Consider the following 18,272-nt stretch of genomic DNA (forward strand, 5'->3'; position numbering starts at 1 on the left):
GCCCTGTGATGGGGTGGGAGAGTAGGTCGCCGCCACGGTTTTTCTTTGAGGGGGAGGGTTCGTCTTTCGGGGCGGGCTCTCCTCCTTTTTTGTTGCCTGGGTTTGTGCGTTTGTGAATTGGGGTGTGGGCAGCCCTGTGTGGGCGCAGGCGTGGGTTCCCCCGGTATTGAGGTTAGGCCTTCTGGGTGGGGGCTGTCAGGGGCGGCCAGGGGGGGGGCTGTGGACAACTCGGCACTGGGGGGTTGAAGCGGATGACACAGCTGGGGGTGTTCGACCACCGGGAGGCGGGGCTCCAAGCACCCCCGCGGGGTTGAGGGAGCTGCACGACCGCGCGTTCACCCCCCGCGATGAGGGGGTGAACGCGCGGGTCACGGCGATGGTGGGGGGAGTGTGAGCCGCTCGCGCGGTTCTGCTCGGGTCACCGTCCGATCGTGTCGGTGGCCCAGTCGATGTGCTTCGCTGTTTCGGTGAAGACCCACGGGCCCACGCAGGCGACGTTCTCGTCGTAGTCACCGTCCCGGCTGACCAGGCCGACCAGCTCCCAGCCGTCCTCGGTGCCACGGATCATGGGGCTGCCCGAGTCGGTCGAGCAGACCTGCGCCTCCCCGGTGGGGTGCTCGGAGCACAGGTCGTCGTGGAGCTCCGCGCAGCGTTCGTCCGCGACGATCTCGGTGTCGAGCTCCTGGAGGATCTCCGGCTTGGGCTCCTGGCCGAGCTCGTCGACCACGCCCCAGCCGAGGGCGCGTACCTCGGTGCCCGGCTCCGGACGGTCCTGTGCGACGGGTACGGGGGTCTGCTCGACCGGAGAGTCCAGCTTCAGGAGCGAGATGTCGTCGCGCACCAGAAGGAAGGAGTGGGGGTAGTCGGGGTCGTCGCTGACGTCCTCCGCCTCGTAGTCCGGGTGCTGGACCACGTCGACGACCTGGCGTTCGCTGCCACCCTCGTCACGGTTGTCGCTGCCCACCCGCACCGAGATGCTCTCCGTCGCGAGCAGGTCGAAGTCGGAGCAGTGGGCGGCGGTGAGCACCCACTGTTCGTCGATCAGCGAACCCCCGCAGTAGTGCAGGCCCCGGTCGTCGAACAGGGCCGTCACGAACGGGTAGTCCTCACTGGCGTCGACCCCGCCGATGATGGCGGAGGCGGGTGCCGCCGAGACGAGGAGTGCCGCGGATCCCACCGCCGCGACCAGTGTCGCTCTGTTCATGCCTGTCCCTTCGGTTGTGATCTGTTCACGAACCTAGAAGGGCGTCCCCCGTCGGCACATCAACCGCGAGGGCGAACCGGCGACGACGAAAGTCGGGCCCCGACGGGGTTCTGGTGGGCACGAACGGAGGTGAAGCGCCCGGCTGGGGGGCGGCCGGGCGCTTCGGTCCTAGAAGCCGTAGTTGTACATCGAGCCGCCCGGGTAGACGTTGCCCACGCCGTTGCGGTAGGCGTAGCCGCCGTAGTTGGCGCCCTCGACGAAGGTCCAGCCGCCGAGGGTCCGGCCGTTCAGCGCCACGTACCAACCGGCGGCGTTCGGGTCGGTGTAGCCCCGCAGCGCGAAGTGGATGTGGGCGCCGGTGGTCGAGCCGCCCGCGCAGAGGCTGTTGCCCTGGGTGCCCAGGTAGTGGCCGGTGCCGACGTTGTTACCGGGCAGCCACTGGTAGTCCTCCAGGTGGTAGTAGTCCGTGGAGTACCCGTTGTCGTGGATGACCCGGGTCCAGCCGGTGCACAGGGAGTAGGCGTAGCCACCCCTGGCGGCTCGGGCCTGGCCGTTGCCTCCGGCGAAGTCCACGGAGCTGTACGGCGGACCACCGCTGAACCCGTGCGGGCCGCCGGTCATGATCATGGAGGTGCCGATCGAGAACGGCAGGCCCACTCCCGTGTAGGCCATGGGGGAGAGCTGGTCGGGGTCCGTTGAGGCCGCGACGGTCTCGCGCTGTTCCGTGTCCATCAGTTCGGATTCGGCGAGGATCCGGGAGAACTCGTCGGTGCCCTCCAGTCCGATCTCCCAGGTGCCGTCGAGTTCGGCGGCGAACAACCAGGCGTAGGGGTCCTCACCCTCGATCTCGGGGGCGGTCACGATGGCGACGCCGAAGGCGGCCTCGTCGGTGGCCTCCCGGATGTCGACCCGCACGTCGCGGTCCTGGGCGGCGAGGGTGGACAGCTCGGTGGAGCGTTCCGCCAGGACGTCCTCGATGACCGAGTCGGCCAGTGAGGGAGCGGTGGTGGGGAGGTCGTCGGCCACCTCGGATTCGAGGAGGATCTCGACGTTGTCAGCGGTGCTCAGGGGGTTCGTCTGCGCGGACCCCGCTTGTGCGGACGCGGGGGTCATACCCGTGACCACGAGTGCGACGGAGGCGGTCAGTACGAGGGGGAGTCGGGGGGTTGGCAGTGTCAACGCTTCTCCTGGGGGAGTCGTGCGAACGGGGAGTGACACCACAGGCTCTGAACGTGGCTACCGCAGAGTAACCAGGCCCCCAGGAGCGGACAAGGGGTGTAACCGGAAACTTCCTCCGGCGACACCCCCGAATTGGTTGGTTAGTTACCGTTCCAGTGCCAGCAGGAACTCCTTGCGCTCCAGGCCACCCGCGTAGCCGGTCAGGCTTCCGTTGGCACCGATGACCCGGTGGCAGGGGACGATGACACTGATCGGGTTGCGCCCGTTGGCCATGCCCACGGCGCGGGACGCGGTGGGTCGGCCCAGTTCCTGGGCGAGCTGACCGTAGCTGGAGGTCGCCCCGTACTGAATGGTGGTCAGTGCCTGCCACACCTGGAGCTGCCAGGGCGTACCGGCGGGAGCGAGGGGCAGGTCGAACTGCCGCAGCCGCCCGTCGAAGTACGCGGCCAGCTGCTTCCTGACCTCGGTGAACGGGGCCTCGTCCCGGACCCAGTCGGACGGGACGGCCCGTCGGGTCCCGTCCCTGGGCGGTGTCAACAGCCCGCCCAGGGCCTCGCCGTCGCCGTACAGCGTCAGTTCGCCCAGGGGCGAGTCCATCGTGGTGTGGCGGGTCGGGCCGGGGAGGGGAGCCCGGAACGTCACCGCGGCCTCGCGCGCCGGGGCGACCGGCTCAAGATCCATCGGGAGTGCTTCTTGGGTGTTCATCCTGATCCTTCTTCCTCGGGTAGTCCCAGCGACGCCCACAGGAGGTGGGTCGCGTACGAACGCCACGGGCTCCATGCCTCCGTCGGGGCCGGACCCGTTCGTTCCAGGGCCTGCCGCACCCCGAGGTCCGTCTCCAGTAACACGTCCGGGTCGCCCAGCCCGCGCATCCGCACGTAGCCGGCGGTCCACGGGCCGATCCCGGGCAGCTCCAACAGCCTGTGCTCCGCCTCGTCCCGGTCGCAGCCCGGGCCCAGGTCCACGCGGCCCGAGGCGATCGCCCCCGCCACGTGGGTGAGGGCCCGTCCCCGGGACACGGGGATGGACATCCCCGCCGGGTCGGCGTCGGTGAGGGCCTCCGGGGAGGCGAACGTGTGGGTGAGGCCGGGGAACAGGCCGTCGAGCCCGGTACCCAGCGGCTCCCCGTACCGGGACACCAACCGTCCTGCCAGGGTACGCGCGGCCCTGACCGAGACCTGCTGGCCCAGGACCGCGCGGACCGCCAGTTCCGCGGGGTCCACGTGGCCCGGGGCGCGTACCCCGGGGCGTCGGCGCAGGACCGGGCCGAGCACGGGGTCCGGCCCCAGGACCTCCGCGACCGCGTCGGGGTCCGCGTCCAGGTCCAGGAGGCTTCGGCAGCGGCGCACGGCGCTGGTCAGGTCGCTCGGGTCGGTCAGCCACAGGCGGCACAGGACGTGGTCGGAGCCCGCGGAGAGCGCGACCACTCCGGGGCCGTGGGGCAGGCGGAGTGTGCGCCGGTACGTGTCGTCGGAGTACTCCTCCACACCCGGGACCGCGCGGTCACCGAGGAAGGTGAGCATCCCGGCCAGGTCGATGGCGCCCCGGTAGGGGAGCCGCAGCACGATGCCGCTGGTGGGCGGTGTGGTCGCCCTGCGGCGGGCCGCTCGCATCTCGGAGGGGGAGCGGTCGAAGACCGCCCGCATGGTCTCGTTGAACTGCCGCACGCTCGCGAACCCGGAGGCGAAGGCGACGTCGGCCATCGGCATGTCCGTGGTCTCCACCAGGACGCGCGCCGTGTGGGTGCGCTCGGCTCGGGCGAGGGCCAGGGGCCCCGCGCCGACCTCGGCGCTGAGCAGCCGGTTGAGCTGGCGTTCGCTGTAGCCGAGGTCCTCCGCGAGGGCGCCCACGCCGCCCCGGTCGACGGCACCGTCGTGGATCAGCCGGATCGCCCGTCCCACCACGTCGGCGCGCACGTTCCACTCGGGGGAGCCGGGCACGGTGTCCGGTCGGCACCTTTTGCAGGCGCGGAACCCGGACTCCTGTGCGGCGGCGGCCGTCCGGTAGAAGCGGACGTTCTCCCGGCGCGGGGTCACTGCGGGGCAGCTCGGTCGGCAGTAGATGCCGGTGGTGCGCACGGCGGTGTAGAAGACCCCGTCGAAACGGGAGTCCCTGCTCCGTACCGCCCTGTAGCGCTGTTCGTCGTCCATCACAACCACCATGCTCGCCGAGTCCGGAGACGGATGCTGGCGGTTTTCGGACACCCAGGTGGGGTCAGTCCTCGCCGTTGAGGTAGTCGATGTAGACGGGGCGCAGCGCCTCGTGGACCTTGGGGTCGTGCTCCGCTGAGAACGCCTCGTAGAGGAGCCCCGACACCTGGGCGACGCTGGCCTCGCTGGCGTCCCGGTTGCCCGCGGCGGCCTCGGCGGCGGGGAGCAGCCGCAGCAGACGCCAGAGGAAGGCCACGTCCCAGCGCTTCCGCGCCAGTTCCAGGGCGCGTTCCCGCAGGTCCTCGGTACTGGTCTGTTCGTATCCGTCGTCCATGGTCGGACGATACCCGCCCCCGTGCCCCGCACCCGCGAGTGACCTGGGTTACTCTTCACACGAGTTCATCATCTCCCCCACGGGAGCGCCCTCACGAGGGGCGTCCCGAGGGGAACGTAGTGAGGGGTACGCCATGGCCGAGGCCGCCGCGCGCGTCGTCGTCGCGAAGCCGGGACTGGACGGGCACGACCGGGGGGTCAAGATCGTCGCCCGGGTCCTGCGGGACGCCGGAGTGGAGGTCATCTACACCGGGCTGCGCCAGACCCCGGAGATGATCGTGGCCGCCGCGCTCCAGGAGGATGCGGACGCCATCGGGCTGTCGGTGCTCTCGGGTGCCCACATGACGATGTTCGGCCGGGTGATGGAACTGCTGCGGGAGAACGACGCCACCGACATCCGGGTGTTCGGCGGGGGCATCATCCCCGACTCCGACATCGCTGAGCTGGAGGCGATGGGGGTCGCCCGGATCTTCACACCGGGTGCGCCGACGGCGGAGATCGCGGACTGGGTGCGCGAGAACATCCGGCCCGCGCACGCGGCCTGACGGCCGGTGACCTTCGTCGCACTTCGGTGGAAGTCCGATGCGGGGCGGATCGGCCCGGGATCGGTGTTATCAGCCGTGTCTCTGGTCACATATGTTCCCATGTGGGAGGCCCCGTAGTGCCGCGTGAGCGGCATTTGTGCGTCAGGCCATGGGGTCAACGCGACCCTGGTGTCCGGCGGCCAGACGAGGGGCGACTAAGCTTTGCGCATGTCGCGGGTGGCAACGCCGCGGCGATCTCGATCTCTGTAGGCGGCTCACCCCCAACGAGGGGTTTGCGTCGTGTGACACCCCTTCAGTGCGTCACCGCCGATCCGGACACGCCACCCCGGTACACACTTGAGCCAGCGAGTTACAAGGACGGACCCTCGTGGACCTGTTCGAATACCAGGCGAAGCAACTCTTCGCAGAGTACGGGGTTCCCGTACCCCAGGGGAAGGTGGCGAGCACGGTCGCTGAGGCGCGTGCCATCGCCGATGAGTTCGCCGCCGCGGGCAAGCCCCGCGTCGTCGTGAAGGCCCAGGTCAAGACGGGCGGCCGTGGGAAGGCCGGCGGCGTCAAGGTGGCCGAGGGCCCCGAGGACGCCGAGGCCAAGGCCGAGCAGATCCTCGGCATGGACATCAAGGGCCACACGGTCCACCGTGTCCTGGTCGAGGAGGCGAGTGACATCGCCGAGGAGTACTACTTCTCCTTCCTGCTCGACCGCGCCAACCGCAACTTCCTCTCCATCTGCTCCAAAGAGGGCGGCATGGAGATCGAGGAGGTCGCGGAGACCAACCCGGACGCCGTCGCCAAGATCTCGATCGACGCCCTGAAGGGCGCCCCGGCCGATGTGGCCGCGGAGATCGTCAAGGCCGGAAACCTGCCCGAGGCCGCGGCCGCGGGCGCCACGGAGATCGTCTCCAAGCTGTGGGACGCCTTTGTGGGCAAGGACGCCACCCTCGCGGAGGTGAACCCGCTCATCCTGACCAAGGACGGTCGGGTCGTCGCCCTCGACGGCAAGGTGACCCTGGACGAGAACGCCGAGTTCCGCCAGGACCTGGAGAGCCTGACCTTCGCCGAGGAGGGTGACCCGCTCGAGGTCGCCGCCAAGGCCAAGGGGCTCAACTACGTCAAGCTCGACGGCGAGGTCGGCATCATCGGTAACGGTGCCGGTCTGGTCATGTCGACCCTGGACGTGGTCGCCTACGCCGGTGAGAACCACGGCGGCGTCAAGCCCGCCAACTTCCTCGACATCGGTGGCGGCGCCTCCGCCGAGGTGATGGCGAACGGCCTGGAGATCATCCTGGGCGACCCCGCCGTCAAGAGCGTGTTCGTCAACGTCTTCGGTGGCATCACCGCCTGCGACGCCGTGGCCAACGGCATCGTGCAGGCTCTGGAGCTCCTGGAGCAGCGCGGCGACGACGTCAGCAAGCCGCTGGTCGTCCGCCTGGACGGCAACAACGCCGAACTGGGTCGCCAGATCCTCGACGAGCGCGCCCACCCGGCCGTTCGTCGGGTCGACACGATGGACGGCGCCGCCGCTCAGGCCGCCGAGCTCGCGGCGAAGTAGGGGACAACACACCATGGCTATCTTCCTCAACAAGGACAGCAAGGTGCTCGTCCAGGGCATGACCGGCTCTGAGGGCACCAAGCACACCCGCCGTATGCTCGCGTCCGGCACCAACATCGTTGGTGGCGTGAACCCGCGCAAGGCCGGGCAGAGCGTCGACTTCGACGGCACCGAGGTGCCCGTCTTCGGCTCCGTCGCGGACGGCATGGCCGCCACCGGCGCCGACGTCACCGTGATCTTCGTTCCGCCGAAGTTCTCCAAGGACGCCGTCGTCGAGGCGATCGACGCCGAGATCGGTCTGGCCGTCGTGATCACCGAGGGCATCCCGGTCCACGACACCGCCGCCTTCTGGGCCTACGCCGGTTCCAAGGGCAACAAGACCCGCATCGTCGGCCCGAACTGCCCCGGTCTCATCACTCCGGGCCAGTCCAACGCCGGCATCATCCCGGCCGACATCGCGAAGCCGGGCCGCATCGGCCTGGTCTCGAAGTCGGGCACGCTCACCTACCAGATGATGTACGAGCTGCGCGACATCGGCTTCTCGTCCGCCGTCGGCATCGGTGGCGACCCGATCATCGGCACCACGCACATCGACGCCCTGGCGGCCTTCGAGGCCGACCCGGACACCGACGTGATCGTGATGATCGGTGAGATCGGCGGCGACGCCGAGGAGCGCGCGGCCGACTTCATCAAGGCCAACGTGACCAAGCCGGTCGTCGGCTACGTCGCCGGCTTCACCGCCCCGGAGGGCAAGACCATGGGCCACGCCGGCGCCATCGTCTCCGGCTCCTCCGGTACGGCCGCCGCCAAGAAGGAGGCCCTCGAGGCCGTTGGCGTCAAGGTCGGCAAGACCCCGAGCGAGACCGCTCAGCTGGTGCGCGACCTCTTCTAGGAGGACGCGCCCCGCGGGCGCTCGTTCAGCACGGCTCCGCCCCGCCACCGGTGACCTCCGGTCGGTGGGGCGGAGCCGTGTCGTGTGTGGGGCCTCAGCCGCCGAGCTCGCGTCGTCGGCGCTGGGCGACGAGCTGCCCGACGAGGGGGCCGATCACCATGAGGCAGAAGAACCCGAGGAAGACCGTGATGGCGTAGACGTTGCCGCTGACGAACGAGGGCGTGCCCCACACCAGGAGGAGGAAGCCTCCCCAGCCCAGGAGACCACCGACGTTCACCCCCTTGTCCTTCTCGGAGACCTCGTCCGTGGTCTCGTCGGGGACGGCGGGGGAGGTGGGGGCGGCCGGTTCGGGTACGGCGACGGCGCTGGGGGCCAGCCGGGTCGGCAGGTCGTCGAAGAGCGGGACGAGGTCGGCGCTGTTGACGGCCCGGAGGGCGGCGTCCGAGCGCTGGTCGTGCTCCTCGGTGTCCAGGCGGCCCTCCTCGAACGCCGTGCGCAGCTTCCCGAGGGCCTCGTCGCGTTCGGTGTCGGAGAGCCGGTAGCTGCGGCCGGGTTCGAGCTCTGCCATGGGGGCGTCCTTCGTGCGGGGGGCGGGCTGTCATCTTACGACGTATCGCGTTTGCGGGGCGTTCCGCCGAGGTGACGCGGGCACGACACGCGCCGCCCGGATACCACGGAGCATTCCGGTCCCTGGCAGCATAAGTCGGGTGAGTACGCCAGGATCTCCCCCCGACCGAGGCCGACAGTCGAAGCGGTCCACGAGCACCAGCGACGGGGCCTCCGAGGGTGTGCCCGCGTCACCGCACGAGACGGTGGGTCGACCGATCTACGCGACCGGCGGGATCGCCGCCGCGTCGGCGGCGGGTATCGGCCTGGCCGTGATCGTCACGCTCACCATGGCCGGGTGGGTGGCGGCGCCGCACGACACCTTCGGTGAGGACATCGCGGACCTCCTGCGGGGCGCCGTCCTGTCCTGGTTGGTGGGCCACCACGTCTCCTTCTCCGTCGCGGAGGGGCAGATCAGCCTGTTGCCCATGGGCCTGGTCCTGCTTCCGGGGCTGCTGCTGTACCGGTTCGGCCGCTGGCTGGCGCGCGGCTGCGTGATCGAGCGGCTCCGGCACGTGCACCGGGCCGCGCTGGCCATCGCCGGTCCCTACGCGGCGATCGCGGGCACGCTCGCGCTCCTGGCCCGCACCGACGAGGCGGTGCCGAGCATGCCGCGCGCGCTGCTCATGGGGTTCGTGATCGCCTTCATCGCGGGTGGGCTGGGCGTGCTGCGCCAGCTCATGCGGGACAAGGGAGTGGCCGCGCGGGACCTGCTGGACCTCATGCCCGCACGGTCGCGTTCGCTGCTGGTGGGCATGCTCGCGTCCACGGGGACACTGCTGGTCGGGGGGCTGGTGCTGTTCCTGGTGGCGCTGGGGCTGAACCTGCCGGAGGCGGTCGAGATCACGCGGTCGCTGGCTCCGGGGGTGGTCGGCGGGACGCTCCTGCTGATCGTGCAGCTCGCCTACTTGCCCAACGCGGTGGTGTTCGCGGTCTGTTACGCGCTCGGCCCGGGTTTCGCGATGGGGGTGTCGACGGTGGTCGCGCCGACGGAGGTGTCGGTGGGCGCGCTTCCCGCGCTGCCGATGCTGGCGGCGCTGCCCTCCAACGGCGCCGCCCCGGTGCTGTCCCTCGGCGCCCTGGTGGTGCCGTTCGTGGCGGGGGCGATCGGCGGGGTGCTGACCCAGCGCAGCGCTCCGGACGTGGTCAGCGAGGCGGCGCCCCTGTGGGGGTTCGTGTGCGGTGTGACGACGGGGCTGCTGTTCGCGGCCCTGGCCGGGGTCGCGGGTGGCTCCCTGGGGGCGCAGCGGCTCAGTGAGGTGGGGCCCTCGGCCTGGCAGGTGGGTGTGGTGGCCGCCCTCGAAGTGGGGGTGGCGGCCGCCGTGGCGGCGTGGATCGCCAACTGGTGGTACACGCGCAAGCAGTCCCGGCTGGTCGCCGCCGAGCGGGTGGCCGCCCCGGAGCCGCGCCCCGAACCCGCCGTGCCCGTGGTGGAGCTGCCCGAGGACGTTCCGGTCGGCAAGGGGCTGGCCACCGTCACGGCGCTGCGTCCCCGCGAGGAGGAGAAGGTGGTGGAGGAGGCGCCGGAGCCGACCGTCGCCGAGCGCCGCGCCGCGCTGCGGCGGGTGCGTCAGGCCCGCAGGCGCGACCGCGTCGTGGAGCGTCAGGCGCGCAGGGAGGCCCGCCGGGAGCTGCGGGCGCAGCGCCGGGCGGACCGGCGGGCCGAGGGCGGTTGGTGGCGCCGTGGCCGGGGGGACGAGGAGGCGGAGGAGGAGATGTACGGCATCACCTACGAGGCCGCCCCCGACGAGCCGGAACGTCGCGACTGAGGTCGGGAGACGACGGAGGGCACGGCCACCGGCCGTGCCCTCCGTCGTCGTCAGGAGTCCCGCGGGCGGGTCAGTCGCCCTGGGGGACGACCCTGCGCTTCTCGGGCTCGAAGATGGCGTTGACCAGGTCGGTGCACCACTTGAGGAGTTCGAGGTCGCGCAGCGGCTTGCCGCCGAGCCCGCCCGCCTTGGGGACCGGCACCAGGAGGGTCTTGGTGGACTCCTTCTGGATGGACCTCGGGTACATCCGGCGCAGCCGCAGCTCCTGGGACTCGCGCAGCTCCACCGGGGAGAACCGGATCTGGTTGCCCTGCATGACGACGTCGGCCAGTCCGGCGGACTTGGCCAGCACCCGGAACCGGGCCACCGCCATGAGGTTGTCCACCTGCTGCGGCGGGGTGCCGTAGCGGTCGGTGAGCTCCTCGTAGGCGGCGAGGACGTCCTCCTCGCTGGTGACGCTGGCGATCCGCTTGTACGACTGGAGGCGCAGGCGCTCGCCCGGGACGTAGTCGTGCGGGATGTGCGCGTTGATCGGCAGCTCCACCTTGGTCTCGACCTCGGCCACGGCCTCCGGGTCGCCCTTGAGCTCGGCCACGGCCTCACCGACCATGCGCACGTAGAGGTCGAAGCCCACGCCCGCGATGGTCCCCGACTGCTCGGCGCCCAGGATGTTGCCCGCGCCCCGGATCTCCAGGTCCTTCATGGCCACGTACATGCCCGCCCCGGTCTCGGTGTGCTGGGCGACGGTGGCGAGCCGTTCGTAGGCGGTCTCGGTGAGCGGGCGCTCCGGCGGGTACAGGAAGTACGCGTAGGCGCGCTCGCGGCCACGCCCCACCCGGCCGCGCAGCTGGTGCAGCTGGGACAGGCCGTAGGTGTCGGCGCGGTCGATGATCAGCGTGTTGGCGTTGGGCACGTCCAGGCCGGACTCGACGATGGTCGTGGAGACCAGCACGTCGAAGTTCTTCTCCCAGAAGTCGACCATGACCTTCTCGAGCTGCTGCTCGTTCATCTGGCCGTGCGCGTAGGCGACCCGGGCCTCGGGGACCAGTCGCTTGATGGAGGCCGCCACCTTGTCGATGGAGGCCACCCGGTTGTGCACGAAGAACACCTGTCCCTCGCGCATCAGCTCGCGGCGGATGGCCGCGGTGATCTGCTTGTCCTCGTAGGGCCCCACGAAGGTGAGCACGGGGTGGCGCTCCTCGGGCGGGGTGAGGATCGTGGTCATCTCACGGATGCCGGTCAGACCCATCTCCAGGGTGCGCGGGATGGGCGTGGCCGACATCGCCAGCACGTCCACCTGGGTGCGCAGCCGCTTCAGGGCCTCCTTGTGCTCCACGCCGAAGCGTTGTTCCTCGTCGATGATGACCAGGCCCAGGTCCTTGAACCGGGTCTCCTGCGACAGCAGGCGGTGGGTGCCGATCACCACGTCGACCTCGCCGGAGCGCAGGCCCTCGCGGGTCACCTCGACCTCCCCGTCGGTCTGGAACCGCGACATCGGCCTGACCGTGACGGGGAAGGACGCGTAGCGCTCGGTGAAGGTGGACAGGTGCTGCTGGACCAGCAGGGTGGTGGGCACCAGCAGTGCCACCTGCTTGCCGTCCTGGACCGCCTTGAACGCGGCGCGCACCGCCACCTCGGTCTTGCCGTAACCCACGTCGCCGCAGATCAGACGGTCCATCGGGACCGACTTGGACATGTCCTTCTTGACCTCGTCGATGGCGGCGAGCTGGTCGGGCGTCTCCACGTAGGGGAAGGCGTCCTCCAGTTCGTTCTGCCACGGGGTGTCCGCGCCGAAGGCGTGGCCGGGGGAGGCCTGCCGGGCCGAGTACAGGCGGATGAGGTCGCCGGCGATCTCACGGACCACCTTGCGGGCGCGGCTCTTTGCCTTGCTCCACTCGGCGCCGCCCATCTTGGACAGCGTGGGCGCCTCGCCGCCCACGTACCGGGTGACCTCGCCGAGCTGCTCGGTGGGCACGAACAGGCGGTCGCCGGGCTGGCCGCGCTTGGAGGGCGCGTACTCGATGAGCAGGTACTCGCGGGTGGCGCCCTGGATCTGGCGGCTGACCATCTCCAAGTAGCGGCCCACGCCGTGCTGTTCGTGCACGACGTAGTCGCCGGGCTTGAGCTGGAGGGGGTCGACCGTTCCCTTGCGGCGGCTGGGCATGCGCCGCATGTCGCGGGTGGAGGACTTCTGTCCCACCAGGTCGGTCTCGGTGAGGACCACCGTGTGCACCGACCGCAGCAGGAAGCCGTGGTCGACCAGCCCGGTGGTGACGGTGGCGATCGCCTCCTTGGGCGGCTCGACCAGGTCGGCGGAGAGCGTGGCGCCCAGCCCGGCGTCCCTGAGCATGGCCACCAGGCGTTCGGCGGGCCCGTGCCCCTGGGTGACCAGCACGACGCTCCAGTTGTCGTGCAGCCAGCTCTTGACGTCGGCGAGGGCGCGCTCGGTGTCGCCCCGGTAGGAGTCGGCGGGCACGGCACCCACCACGACCGCGTCGTCCTCCTCGCCCGCGTCCTCACCGGCGCTGAAGGGGGTCAGCCCCCACCAGGGCAGGCCCAGGCCGGTGGCGACCGAGCGCAGCTCGGAGATGGACATGTAGGCGGACTCACCGAGGTCGATGGGGGCCTCGCCGCCTGAGGCGGCGTTGATCCATGAGGCGTCCAGGAACTCGGCGCTGGTGGCCTCCAGCTCCACGGCGCGGGTACGGATGCGCTCGGGGTCGCAGCCCAGCACCATGGCGTTCTTCGGCAGGTACTCCAGGAAGGGTTCCATGCGCTCGGCCAGCACGGGGGCGAACGCCTCCATGCCCTCGACCGAGACGCCGTCGGCGATCTTGGTGAGCACCTCGGCCAGCGAGGGGTGCTCGGCGGCCAGGGCACGGGCGCGCTCGCGCACGGTCTCGGTGAGCAGGAGCTCGCGGCAGGGCGGCGCGAACAGGCCCGAGGCGGCCCGGGAGTCGGCGCCCTCCCCGCTCTCGCCGGGGGTGATGGAGCGCTGGTCGGCCACCTGGAAGTACCGGATGTCCTCGACGGTGTCGCCCCAGAACTCCAGGCGCAGCGGGTGCTCCTCGGTGGGCGGGAAGACGTCCAGGATGCCGCCGCGCACGGCCATGTCGCCGCGCTTCTCCACCAGGTCCACGCGGGCGTAGCCGGTGTTGGTCAGGGAGCTGACCACGTCCTCCAGGGACGCCTCGTCACCGGGCCGGATCCGGACCGGTTCGAGGTCACCGAGCCCGGCCACCAGCGGTTGGAGGACGCTGCGGACGGGGGCCACCACCACGCGCAGCGGGGTGGTGAGCGGGTCGGAGGGGTCGGGGTGCGCCAGACGGCGCAGGACCGCCAGGCGCTGGCCCACGGTGTCCGAGCGCGGGGAGAGCCGCTCGTGCGGCAGGGTCTCCCAGGCGGGGAAGAGCGCGACCGAGTCCGCGGGCAGCAGTGAGCCGAGCGCGTCGGTCAGGTCGGCGGCCTCCCGCTCGGTGGCGGTGACCGCGAGCACCGGCCGGTTCGCGCCCACGGGGGAGTCGGCGGCGAGCGCCCCCACCATGAAGGGGCGCAGCGCCGCCGGGGCGACGAGGTCGAGATGGGGATCGCGGCCGCTTCGGGCGGTCTCGATCGCACTGTGCAGTGCCGGGTCCCTGGAGACGTCGGCGAGAAGTCCAATGAGGCTCATAGCACCAAAAACTGGAAGTGGTCCGGTTCAGGAGTCGGGTCCTGCCCTGACGCCGACACCCGCGTGCGGCGGGCACGGTTGCCGCCGTCCCGCGAGTCGAGTGGGGACGGTCCGGTGACGGTTGTGGGCGGCCGTGTGTGTGGATGGGCGTGGCCACCCGGCTTCCCTCAGCTTATCCAGTACCACCGTCGCGCGCGGGCCCGGTCGGGAGGTCGGCGGTTCGGTCACCGCCCGTTCCCGACCTGCCCCCGCCCATGGCGATCCGGAGAGGTCACTACGGAGTGAACCGGCTCTGAACTGCTGATATTCCGGAGTGACGGGTTCGCCGCCGGGGCAGGGGACCGGCCGGGCATACGCTGGACGCTTGTGGAGGGTTCCGCTGAACGGTCAGAGAAGAGGATGCGCGTGGTGAGTGCCCACAGACACGGGAGCGGACCGGGCGGCGACACCGGCCGACCGGGTGCCCCGGCCTTCGCACCAGGTCCGGACGGCCTCGCCCACTTGGAGCTCATCCTCAGCGGCGCCTACCCGCTGGCCGGGTTCATGACCCGCGACCAGGCGGAGTCGGTGGCGCTCCGGGGACGGCTGCCCGACGGACGCCCCTGGCCGGTTCCGGTCACCCTGGAGGTGCCCGAGGAACTGGCGGGGAGGGAGCGGCTCACCCTCACCGACCTGGAGGGCGCCCCGCTGGCCGAGCTGGTGGTGAGCGAGAGCTGGGAGTCGCTCGGTGAGCCCGGTGTGCACCACGTGGCGGGGGACGTCACCCTGCTGCGGCCGCCCACCTACGGGGTCCTCAGGGAACTGCGGTCCACCCCGGCCGAGGTCCGTGCCCAGAGCGGGCTGGAGCCCGACCGCCCCCTTCTGGCCGTGGTCACCGACCGCCCGCTGCACCACCGGGCCCTGCACCAGATCCGTGCCGAGGCCGAGGCGCTGGGACGCGCCGAGGTCCTGGTCATCGTCGACACCGGCCTGCACGACCCGGGGCTGGCCGACGCCGTGCTGGCCGCCGAACCGCTGCTGCCGCCCCGGTCGTCGTTCGCCGTGGTCACCCTGCCCCGGTCCCGGGCCCGCGCCACTGGTGCGCTCGGGGGCACCTGGACCGAACGGGACGCCGCGCTGGCGGCGCACGTCGCCGCCGCCTACGGTGCCACCCACCTGCTGGTCGAAGCGGGTGGGCGGGCTCCCGAGACCGAGCGGGTGATGGCGCTGCGTCCGCCGCTGACGGTCCTCGACCCCGAACCCTGGCGCTACGACGCGAACGAGGCGCTGTGGAAGCCCCTCACCCACGTGGACCCGCGCACCGTCCTCGCGGAGCCGACCGACGACGAGGTCGCGGCCGAGCTCGCGCACGGCCGCGAGCTGCCCGCCTGGTTCACTCCGGCCCGGGTCGGCGCCGAGCTCGCCCGACTGCGCCCCGCGCGCACCCGACGCGGCCTCACCCTGCTCTTCACCGGCCTGTCCGGCTCGGGCAAGTCCACCATCGCCCGCGGTGTGTGCGACGGCGTCCGCCGCTCCGGCCGCACCGTGAGCCTGCTCGACGGTGACGTGGTGCGGCGGGTGCTCTCCAAGGGGTTGTCCTTCTCCCGGCAGGACCGCGAGCTCAACATCCGGCGCATCGGCTACGTGGCCGCCGAGATCACCCGCCACGGCGGGGTGGCCGTCTGCGCGCCGATCGCGCCGTACGCGTCCGGGCGGGCGGAGGTCCGTGCCATGGTGGAGGAGTTCGGGGACTTCTTCCTGGTCCACGTTGCCACGCCCCTGGAGGAGTGCGAGGCCCGCGACCGCAAGGGCCTGTACGCCCAGGCCCGAGCGGGGAGCATCCCCGAGTTCACGGGGGTCTCCGACCCCTACGAGGAGCCGACCGACGCCGACCTGGTCGTCGACACCGTGGGCGCGGACCCCGCCGAGTCCGTCGCCCAGGTGCTGGACGCCCTGCGCGCGGGCGGCTGGCTCCCCTCCGACCAGCACGTGAGCGAGGACTGATGACGAGCGACACCCCGACCCCGCCGGTGCCCGGGCACCGGATGCTTCGCCTGGTCGAGGTGATGGAGACGCTGCGCCGGGAGTGCCCGTGGGACAGCACCCAGACCCACGAGTCCCTGGCCAAGTACCTGATCCAGGAGTCCTACGAGACCCTGGAGACCATCGAGGACGGTGACTACCCCCAGCTGCGCGAGGAGCTGGGGGACGTGCTGCTCCAGGTGGTCTTCCACTCCGCGATCGGCGCCGAGCGCCCCGAGGGCGACCCGGCCCGGTTCACGGTGGACGACGTGGCCGACGCCATCATCGACAAGATGACCCGCCGCCATCCGCACGTGTTCGGCGGCCAGGACGTGTCCGGCACCGACGAGGTGTGGTCGAACTGGGAGGCCATCAAGGCGGCCGAGCGCTCCGCGAAGGCGAAGGCCAGGGGCGGCACCGGTGAGACCTCGGTGCTCGACGGGGTGCCCTTCGCGCAGCCGGCCGTGCTGTTGGCCTACGAGCTCCAGAAGCGTGCCGTACGCAACGGGTTCCCCGCCGACCTGGTGGGTGACGACGGCTCCGAGGGCGGGGAGCTGTTCGCCGCCGTGGCCGCCGAGCGGGACCAGGGTCGTGACCCGGAGAGCGACCTGCGCCTGGCGGCCCGCCGCTTCGACACCCGTGTGCGCGCGGCCGAGGAGGCCGCCCGCGCCGAGGGCCACGAGCCCCGCGAGCTCACCGACGAGGAGTGGCGCGTGTACTGGTCGAAGACCCGGTAGACGGAGGAGGACGGCCCGGAGCGGTGTCCCGCCCGGGCCGGAACGCCACGGGCGGCACCGGCCCCCGCCGACCGCGTCGCGCGACCGCCTCCCCGCCCCGGCGAGCCAGCGACGACCGCGTTCGGCCGTGGAACCCCGGCCCAGCTCGCAGGAACCTCAAATCGGTCGCCTACATCTTGACGCCCGTGTGACCCGTGCAACACAGTGCTCTCACCTCGGGGTCCGGGGCTTCGGCACCCTCCGCCGCGGCCCGGGCCCCCGTACACGTGGGAGCCCCTCATGCGCCGGTTCGGCAACGCCCTCGCGGCGTTCAGCACCAGATGGGTGCCGGACGCCTTCGTCTTCGCGGTCATCCTGTCCGCCCTCGTCTTCGGGATGGCCCTGTTCCTGACCGACCGGACCCCGATCCAGCTGGTCGGGGACTGGTACGGCGGGTTCTGGGGCCTGCTGGAGTTCGGGATGCAGATGACCCTGGTCCTGGTCACCGGGTACGCCCTGGCGTCCTCGCCCCCGGCGCGGCGGGCGATCCGCCGGGTGGCGGGGCTGGCCCGGGGTCCGCTGACCGCGGTGCTGGTCACGGCGGTGGGATCGGCGCTCCTGGGCATGCTGCACTGGGGGCTGGGACTGATCGCGGGCGCGCTCCTGGCTGTGGAGGTGGCCCGATCCTGCAAGGAGCGCGGGATCAGGGTGCACTTCCCACTGGTCGTCGCGGGCGGCTACACGGGGCTGATGGTCTGGCACAGCGGCCTGTCGGGTTCGGCGCCCCTGCTGGTCAACACCCCGGGGCACTTCCTGGAGGACCAGATCGGTCTGGTCCCGCTCAGCGAGACCATCTTCCAGCCCTTCAACCTGGTCTTCCTCGCGGCCATGCTGATCGGCGCCCCGCTGCTGCTGATGAGCATGACCCCCAAGGCGGGGGAGAGCGAGGAGATCGGCGACACCACCGGCGGCGACCCCGCGCCCGGTCGGCCCGGCCGTGACGAGCTGCGCGCCCTGTCCCCGGCGCAGCGCCTCATGCACAGCCGGGTGCTGGTGTACGCGGTGGTGGCCGTGGGGCTGGTCCACCTGGTGCCCGCCCTCGTGACCAACGGCGTGGTGGGCATGGACATCAACCTGCTCAACTTCGCGTTCCTCATGGCCGGGCTCGGCCTGCACGGGACGTTGGCGGGGTACTCGGCCGCCGCCGCCGAGGGGGCGAGGAACGCCTCGGCGGTGATCATCCAGTTCCCCTTCTACGCCGGGATCATGGGGATCATGGACACCTCGGGACTGCTGGAGGTCATCACCCAGTGGTTCATCTCGTTCTCCACCCCGTTCACGTATCCCTTCTGGGCCCTGATCAGCGCGTGCCTGGTCAACCTCGCGGTGCCCTCGGGCGGCGGCCAGTGGGCGGTGCAGGGGCCGGTGGTCATCGGCGCCACCGAGTCCCTGGGCATCCGGCCCGGAGTGGGCGTGATGGCCGTGGCCATGGGCGACCAGCTCACCAACGGCATCCAGCCGTTCTGGGCACTGCCGTTGCTCGCCCTGACCAAGCTCAGGGCGGGCCGCATCCTCGGCTACTCGGCGGTCGTGATGCTCTTCGGCATCCTGGTCGCCTCGCTGTGCATCACGTTCCTGACCTGAGCCAGCGGACGCCG

Annotated in this window: 14 protein-coding genes; 7 read left to right on the plus strand and 7 right to left on the minus strand. The window is 71.3% G+C overall.

Annotation, left to right across the window (positions count from 1 at the left end; all coding sequences use genetic code 11):
• Positions 1 to 418 precede the first annotated feature (418 nt).
• From ACFW3L_RS23310 to ACFW3L_RS23330, 5 genes are all read right to left on the minus strand, one after another.
• On the minus strand, positions 419 to 1,204 hold the full coding sequence (locus ACFW3L_RS23310) for a S1 family peptidase (protein WP_378745177.1): 786 nt from the start codon (positions 1,202 to 1,204) through the stop codon (positions 419 to 421).
• A gap of 168 nt (positions 1,205 to 1,372) precedes the next feature.
• Positions 1,373 to 2,383 (minus strand): M23 family metallopeptidase, encoded by a 1,011-nt coding sequence (locus ACFW3L_RS23315; protein ID WP_378745185.1) that lies wholly within the window; start codon positions 2,381 to 2,383, stop codon positions 1,373 to 1,375.
• Between the two features lie 144 nt (positions 2,384 to 2,527).
• On the minus strand, positions 2,528 to 3,088 hold the full coding sequence (locus ACFW3L_RS23320; protein ID WP_378745189.1) for a methylated-DNA--[protein]-cysteine S-methyltransferase: 561 nt from the start codon (positions 3,086 to 3,088) through the stop codon (positions 2,528 to 2,530).
• A complete protein-coding gene (locus ACFW3L_RS23325; protein ID WP_378745202.1) occupies positions 3,085 to 4,533 on the minus strand; it encodes an AlkA N-terminal domain-containing protein in 1,449 nt (482 codons plus the stop codon). Before ACFW3L_RS23325 ends, ACFW3L_RS23320 begins: the two co-directional genes overlap by 4 nt.
• Before the next feature lie 64 nt (positions 4,534 to 4,597).
• Entirely contained in the window at positions 4,598 to 4,867 is a 270-nt protein-coding gene (locus ACFW3L_RS23330) for a hypothetical protein (protein WP_378745207.1), read from the minus strand.
• Between the two features lie 133 nt (positions 4,868 to 5,000).
• Here ACFW3L_RS23330 and ACFW3L_RS23335 point away from each other — a divergent pair, with 133 nt between their 5' ends.
• The 3 genes from ACFW3L_RS23335 (at position 5,001) to sucD (ending at position 7,852) form a co-directional block, all read left to right on the plus strand.
• Entirely contained in the window at positions 5,001 to 5,411 is a 411-nt protein-coding gene (locus ACFW3L_RS23335) for a cobalamin B12-binding domain-containing protein (RefSeq protein WP_378745213.1), read from the plus strand.
• 367 nt (positions 5,412 to 5,778) lie between these two features.
• Positions 5,779 to 6,960 carry an ADP-forming succinate--CoA ligase subunit beta gene (gene sucC / locus ACFW3L_RS23340; protein WP_378745220.1) on the plus strand — a complete coding sequence of 394 codons (1,182 nt, stop codon included), beginning with the start codon at positions 5,779 to 5,781 and terminating at the stop codon, positions 6,958 to 6,960.
• 13 nt (positions 6,961 to 6,973) lie between these two features.
• A complete protein-coding gene (sucD, locus tag ACFW3L_RS23345; RefSeq protein ID WP_017545891.1) occupies positions 6,974 to 7,852 on the plus strand; it encodes a succinate--CoA ligase subunit alpha in 879 nt (292 codons plus the stop codon).
• 94 nt (positions 7,853 to 7,946) lie between these two features.
• On the opposite strand, the gene ACFW3L_RS23350 is transcribed toward sucD, so the two are convergent.
• Positions 7,947 to 8,420, minus strand: coding sequence for a DUF1707 domain-containing protein (locus ACFW3L_RS23350; RefSeq protein ID WP_378745229.1), 474 nt, complete (start codon positions 8,418 to 8,420; stop codon positions 7,947 to 7,949).
• A gap of 139 nt (positions 8,421 to 8,559) precedes the next feature.
• Here ACFW3L_RS23350 and ACFW3L_RS23355 point away from each other — a divergent pair, with 139 nt between their 5' ends.
• Positions 8,560 to 10,227, plus strand: coding sequence for a DUF6350 family protein (locus tag ACFW3L_RS23355; protein ID WP_378745233.1), 1,668 nt, complete (start codon positions 8,560 to 8,562; stop codon positions 10,225 to 10,227).
• A gap of 70 nt (positions 10,228 to 10,297) precedes the next feature.
• Here the strand turns inward: ACFW3L_RS23355 and mfd are convergent, their stop codons facing one another.
• Positions 10,298 to 13,897, minus strand: coding sequence for a transcription-repair coupling factor (mfd, locus tag ACFW3L_RS23360; protein WP_378745241.1), 3,600 nt, complete (start codon positions 13,895 to 13,897; stop codon positions 10,298 to 10,300).
• 405 nt (positions 13,898 to 14,302) lie between these two features.
• Here mfd and cysC point away from each other — a divergent pair, with 405 nt between their 5' ends.
• The 3 genes from cysC (at position 14,303) to ACFW3L_RS23375 (ending at position 18,258) form a co-directional block, all read left to right on the plus strand.
• On the plus strand, positions 14,303 to 15,880 hold the full coding sequence (gene cysC / locus ACFW3L_RS23365) for an adenylyl-sulfate kinase (protein ID WP_378745248.1): 1,578 nt from the start codon (positions 14,303 to 14,305) through the stop codon (positions 15,878 to 15,880).
• Positions 15,880 to 16,635, plus strand: a complete 756-nt coding sequence (locus ACFW3L_RS23370; RefSeq protein WP_378745253.1) for a MazG family protein — start codon at positions 15,880 to 15,882, stop codon at positions 16,633 to 16,635. Before cysC ends, ACFW3L_RS23370 begins: the two co-directional genes overlap by 1 nt.
• A gap of 279 nt (positions 16,636 to 16,914) precedes the next feature.
• On the plus strand, positions 16,915 to 18,258 hold the full coding sequence (locus ACFW3L_RS23375) for a short-chain fatty acid transporter (protein ID WP_378745257.1): 1,344 nt from the start codon (positions 16,915 to 16,917) through the stop codon (positions 18,256 to 18,258).
• Positions 18,259 to 18,272: the final 14 nt, after the last annotated feature.

The organism is Nocardiopsis sp. NPDC058789 (genome assembly GCF_042745575.1).
In the GTDB taxonomy this organism is placed as follows: Bacteria; Actinomycetota; Actinomycetes; order Streptosporangiales; family Streptosporangiaceae; genus Nocardiopsis; species Nocardiopsis eucommiae.

What these genes read in the sequence shown, in the direction of transcription:
- ACFW3L_RS23370 (WP_378745253.1), top strand. Translation starts at nt 15,880, where the DNA reads ATGACGAGCGACACCCCGACCCCGCCGGTGCCCGGGCACCGGATGCTT.
- ACFW3L_RS23330 (WP_378745207.1), bottom strand. Translation starts at nt 4,867, where the DNA reads ATGGACGACGGATACGAACAGACCAGTACCGAGGACCTGCGGGAACGC.
- ACFW3L_RS23350 (WP_378745229.1), bottom strand. Translation starts at nt 8,420, where the DNA reads ATGGCAGAGCTCGAACCCGGCCGCAGCTACCGGCTCTCCGACACCGAA.
- ACFW3L_RS23375 (WP_378745257.1), top strand. Translation starts at nt 16,915, where the DNA reads ATGCGCCGGTTCGGCAACGCCCTCGCGGCGTTCAGCACCAGATGGGTG.
- ACFW3L_RS23335 (WP_378745213.1), top strand. Translation starts at nt 5,001, where the DNA reads ATGGCCGAGGCCGCCGCGCGCGTCGTCGTCGCGAAGCCGGGACTGGAC.
- sucD (WP_017545891.1), top strand. Translation starts at nt 6,974, where the DNA reads ATGGCTATCTTCCTCAACAAGGACAGCAAGGTGCTCGTCCAGGGCATG.
- mfd (WP_378745241.1), bottom strand. Translation starts at nt 13,897, where the DNA reads ATGAGCCTCATTGGACTTCTCGCCGACGTCTCCAGGGACCCGGCACTG.
- ACFW3L_RS23310 (WP_378745177.1), bottom strand. Translation starts at nt 1,204, where the DNA reads ATGAACAGAGCGACACTGGTCGCGGCGGTGGGATCCGCGGCACTCCTC.
- ACFW3L_RS23320 (WP_378745189.1), bottom strand. Translation starts at nt 3,088, where the DNA reads ATGAACACCCAAGAAGCACTCCCGATGGATCTTGAGCCGGTCGCCCCG.
- ACFW3L_RS23325 (WP_378745202.1), bottom strand. Translation starts at nt 4,533, where the DNA reads ATGGACGACGAACAGCGCTACAGGGCGGTACGGAGCAGGGACTCCCGT.